General features: G+C 56.8%; 7 protein-coding genes and 2 pseudogenes. 5 read left to right on the top strand and 4 right to left on the bottom strand.

Features of this window, described 5'->3' with window-relative positions; genetic code table 11:
* Positions 1-131 (bottom strand): annotated as a pseudogene (locus tag BLU17_RS33470) (IS5/IS1182 family transposase); the annotation flags it as partial.
* Between the two features lie 221 nt (positions 132-352).
* Positions 353-793: pseudogene (locus BLU17_RS31895) on the bottom strand (zonular occludens toxin domain-containing protein); the annotation flags it as partial.
* Here BLU17_RS31895 and BLU17_RS31890 point away from each other — a divergent pair.
* Positions 683-1,162: a type II and III secretion system protein gene (locus BLU17_RS31890; RefSeq protein WP_245747123.1), complete on the top strand. Its 480-nt coding sequence runs from the start codon at positions 683-685 to the stop codon at positions 1,160-1,162. The pseudogene BLU17_RS31895 and the gene BLU17_RS31890 sit on opposite strands and share 111 nt — an antisense overlap.
* Positions 1,163-1,198: 36 nt before the next feature.
* On the opposite strand, the gene BLU17_RS31885 is transcribed toward BLU17_RS31890, so the two are convergent.
* Positions 1,199-1,540, bottom strand: coding sequence for a putative periplasmic lipoprotein (locus BLU17_RS31885; protein WP_143189404.1), 342 nt, complete (start codon positions 1,538-1,540; stop codon positions 1,199-1,201).
* A gap of 200 nt (positions 1,541-1,740) precedes the next feature.
* Between BLU17_RS31885 and BLU17_RS31880 the strand changes: the two genes are divergently transcribed.
* The 4 genes from BLU17_RS31880 to BLU17_RS33460 all read left to right on the top strand — a co-directional run bounded on the left by BLU17_RS31880 (position 1,741) and on the right by BLU17_RS33460 (position 3,466).
* The gene (locus BLU17_RS31880) at positions 1,741-2,235 is read left to right on the top strand and encodes a hypothetical protein (protein WP_092006675.1); all 495 of its coding nucleotides are present in this window, start codon (positions 1,741-1,743) and stop codon (positions 2,233-2,235) included.
* 136 nt (positions 2,236-2,371) lie between these two features.
* Positions 2,372-2,584, top strand: a complete 213-nt coding sequence (locus tag BLU17_RS33465) for a hypothetical protein (protein WP_092006673.1) — start codon at positions 2,372-2,374, stop codon at positions 2,582-2,584.
* 262 nt (positions 2,585-2,846) lie between these two features.
* Positions 2,847-3,107, top strand: a complete 261-nt coding sequence (locus BLU17_RS31870; RefSeq protein WP_092006670.1) for a helix-turn-helix domain-containing protein — start codon at positions 2,847-2,849, stop codon at positions 3,105-3,107.
* 185 nt (positions 3,108-3,292) lie between these two features.
* Positions 3,293-3,466: a hypothetical protein gene (locus BLU17_RS33460; RefSeq protein ID WP_176929271.1), complete on the top strand. Its 174-nt coding sequence runs from the start codon at positions 3,293-3,295 to the stop codon at positions 3,464-3,466.
* A gap of 284 nt (positions 3,467-3,750) precedes the next feature.
* On the opposite strand, the gene BLU17_RS31865 is transcribed toward BLU17_RS33460, so the two are convergent.
* Complete coding sequence (locus BLU17_RS31865; protein WP_092006668.1) at positions 3,751-4,047, bottom strand: hypothetical protein; 297 nt, start codon at positions 4,045-4,047, stop codon at positions 3,751-3,753.
* Positions 4,048-4,127 lie beyond the last annotated feature (80 nt).

Raw genomic sequence — 4,127 nt, 5'->3', positions numbered from 1 at the left:
GATGTGCCGTTTCGACCCGAGCTTGCCCCGGTCTGTCGGGTTGGGGCCGGTTTCCTGGCCCCCCGGGGGCTGGAAACACTGGCGGCATCAAGACTTGCCCGTTCCCAATCAATCTGGTCATGCTCACGCAAGACGTTCTGACGTTTGTCGATCTGCCTCTCTGTCCCGCTGTCGCCCGCGTAGCTCTTGTACAACGGGAAAATCTCCGCCTTGTATTTGCGAACAAACGTGCCCGTCTGGGTCTTCTTGTTTTGCTTCCATCCCTCGTACATCTCGACCCGATATCCCGACGACAGCCCGACGACAGCCCGACGCTCTTCAGCTTCGTCATCGAGAACGAAAGCTCAATTACCGCCTTCAGATGCCGATGCAAGTCCGCAATACTCTGAATCATCAGCGCCACGTCACAGGCTACGCCGGTATCAGGATGCACGAAGTGTCGATGCATACGGAAAAACGCCATGTGTGCCGGGCTGATCTTCTTGTCCGACGCCCATAGCTTCCATGCCTCATCCACGACCACGAAATCCCCAGGCAGTACAACACCCGGAATCACCGCCGCACCATCCGAACTTTCAACCTCGATCGGGAAAAAACCTTCTACCAGCAGATCCTCAGTTCGCACATGCACCACGCGGCCCAACCGATCCGATTCAATGCCGCGCTTCTCGTGCAGATACTGATGAATCAGATCCTCATTTACCCCGTCAATATTCGTCACCACCCGGCGACCCAATGCAACCGCATCCAGCAGAGGCCCGCTCACAACCTCGTAGGACTTGCCGGAGCCCATCACACCGCAGTAAGCGTTGATCGCCATATGTCACCTGTTCAGTCAGTGCAGTATCAGGATGCGGGTGTGATTTTCGATGTTAAGCCGACAGTACGTGAAGCCGTAATTGACGCAGACGTAACTGTCGAGATTTCGGATTTTCAAAAAACGACGACAGGGGTAAATAACTCTCCGACAAAGAACACGCGCAAGTCTGAGACTACGATGGGATTAAGGGACGGTGAGATCGTGGTGATGGGCGGGCTTACTCAGGGCAATGACGACATGATCCGCAGCGGCGTATCGTGGTTACCTCGATGGCTTAGCTCTCACACTTCCAGCCGTACCGATTTGGATGTTTTTCTGATTTTTCAGGTTACGCGCATCTGAAATTTACGGGCACGCTGAGATGTGCCCGTAAATTCTCTACCTGTCTCGATGCATTTCGATCGAGCCGTTGCCCGCAGACGGCATGAAAATAGTGTCTTTTCTCTTGTCGTAACCGATGTTGCCGCTTCCCAAGCCCATGTCGATCCGCAGGACACCATCTTGATATGTGGCGGGAATTTTGCTCGTCACGGGCTGTTTTGACATGATCTGCGTTTCCTCGTCCACGATGATGAAGCTGTCGCCGTTCCGGGTAATTTCCATATGAATGGTCTGCCGATCGTTCACCCATTTTCCAACGAATTCGTCGCCGGTACTCTTTCCGCACCCTGATAGAAGCGTCATGGCGCATAAGTTGCTTGCCAGCAAAATGTTCTTCATGTGCCCCTGTTATTTGTGGTTGGCGATTGTAGGTTAGCATTGTTTTAAATTAGGGTCGCTTCGCTAGCACTTGGTTTCACTGGTGAGACTGGGAAGCGGAAAGGTCTTAAGGCGAGTTGCACCGGTGCAACGGACGGTTTTCGGCGATGAAAGCCAGTCACACTGCAGAATGCTGCTTCTACACCTTCCACCGACGTGCAATGCTGCTGTTTCTCGACACCGAATACACAGGGCTCGGCCAACGACTGCCGAAGCTCATCAGCCTCGCACTCGTGGCCGAAGATGGCTCGCGCGAGTTCTATGTTGAACTGGGCGACACGTGGACTCCCGACGATTGCACGCCATTCGTGCAGCGTGAGGTGCTACCGCTGCTCGCCGGCCCATGCCTGCCGCGTGCCGAAGCCTGTGCGGCGCTGCGCGAGTGGTTCAACGATGCTCCGCGGGCGGTACAGGCTGCGTGCGACTCCGAGACTGACTGGCGTTTCGTGCTCGATCTGCTCGACCAGTCGCTGCCGACGAATTTGGCCAATCGTTACTACGATTTGCGACCGTTGACTGACACCACGATCTATGATCGTACCGTGGCCGCGTGCTACACAGCTGAGGCTCACGAGCATCATGCGCTGGCCGACGCGCGGGCATACCGACTCGGCTGGCTGGCGTGGATGGATGCGCGCAAGACAAGTTCGATTTGAGGTTAGGGCCGCTCCAGCAAACACGTTGGATGATCGACCACATTGGAGCCGGTCGTGAACTTTGGTAGAGAAGCCGCTCGGCAACACTTGCTACAGGGAAATTCTATTTGCCGGTGAACGCTGAAGGAGAGAGTGCGTGAAGCGTTGGATCGTTGAAGTTAAAGATTCGCTTGATGGAAGTGGCGACGGCATTCTGCAGTTGCCAGACGCGCTTTGGGAAGAGTTAGCCGCGCAGGGGTGGCGGGTTGATGACGTGCTCGAAATTGAGCAGATTACTGAGCACAGGACTGTGGTGATTCGAAACGGTTATGCGGAGTGTCGCCGACTTTCCGTGCAATCGAAGCCGTGATACTGGGCTGATTGGTCGAGTGCGTTGTTGCTCGTTGCACCGGTGCAGCGCCCGTGGTCGGTAGGTGCTGGATGACTCAGCGAGAACAGAATTGGTCGTCAGACGTCGTTGACGCGCAGGCGGTGCATGTCGATAGCGATGCCGAGCGCCGTTACAGCCGCACCGAACAGCCAGACCAACATCAGGTGCTTCATGGGTTTCCTTTTTTTGAATACTATATGCCAATATAGAATATTCTGAATGCGCATCTAGACTTCCGGTCATGGCACATCCCATTCATGACCGGCGCTATCAGGCCGTTGCGGCCCAGCTGAGAGAGCTACGCGAGCAGCGCGGCTGGCTCCAGCAGGACGTTGCCGACCAGCTCGGGCGCACCCAGACGTTCGTGTCGAAATACGAGAGCGGCGGGCGTCGTGTTGACCTCATCGAACTGCTGGACATCCTGCGCGCCCTTGAGGCCAATCCGCACGAGTTCATCGACTGGGTCCAGCAACAACCGATGACCGCACTGCCGCGCGAATAGCTTCGATATCTACGGCGGCCTTTCCGGTTCGCCCACATCAATCGAGACGGCACCGTTGGGCACGACCGGCAGCTTCGCGTGCGCCGTTGTTGTGTATCGGGCATAGCGGGGAAATTCGCCAGGTTCCTTGCCAGCAAAATCCAGCCGGGCATTGCACGTCGCGAACGGTCCCGGAGTCGGCTCCGATGGATCGAGAACCAGCAACGCTCGCGCTTCGAACCGGCGGCACGCTCTACGCCTTCCGCTCCAATGACGAGGACCGCGTGATTGAGCGAATCGCCAACCGCGCGAAAGCTCGCCACAACCAGCCGCTTCCTCGACAGTTCATCTACGGTGAACGCGACCGCCTCCCGGTGTGATCCGTGCTCAAACCGCTTTGTGCGCAGGCCGCAATCAAGTCCGGCGATGAAGTCTGCAAGTTCCCGAAAAGTCATGCCCTTCTGGAAGACTTCCGCCGCGTAGCGACGAGCGACGGATCGGCAACGTGCCCCGTAATCTGCAACGCCATCGCAAGTGCATGCAGCGAGCACGGAGAATCCCACGCGGATTGCCCGCTATAGATGGGAAACTTCGAACGGGCAGCGCCAAGGTAAAGTCCGGACCGGATGAGCGGATAAAGCCGCTGCACGACGAAGCCCATCTTCTAGTATTCGCCCGGCAAAAGCAGCGTCGTCGCGCTTCGGTCCCATTCAGTGATGATCCAGATGCGGGTCTTGTCTGGCCCCAGCTCGTATGCGGAGAGAATCCTTGAACCTTTCCGCGCGGCACGATCATTTTCCTGCCGGTCCTGTTCATCGAGCGCACCCCAGTCGCCTGAGACGTGGTGGCGCAGCAGCGTCAGGACATCCGTTCCGGTTTGCTCGATCAGGTCCAGCGCGCCCGGTGTCGCTACTGTTCGGCCCAAGGTGAAGAGCGAATGGAGGTTCTTTTCGTTATTCATAAATTAAGGTATCCAAAATACTCAAGGCGAGCGTCGGCCCCGGCTGGCTGTCCGGTATCAGGCTCGATATGGGGGGAAAT

Origin of the sequence: Paraburkholderia lycopersici (assembly GCF_900096975.1) — a bacterium.
Taxonomy (GTDB): Bacteria; Pseudomonadota; Gammaproteobacteria; order Burkholderiales; family Burkholderiaceae; genus Paraburkholderia; species Paraburkholderia lycopersici.
This window is presented reverse-complemented; position numbering and strand designations above follow the sequence as displayed.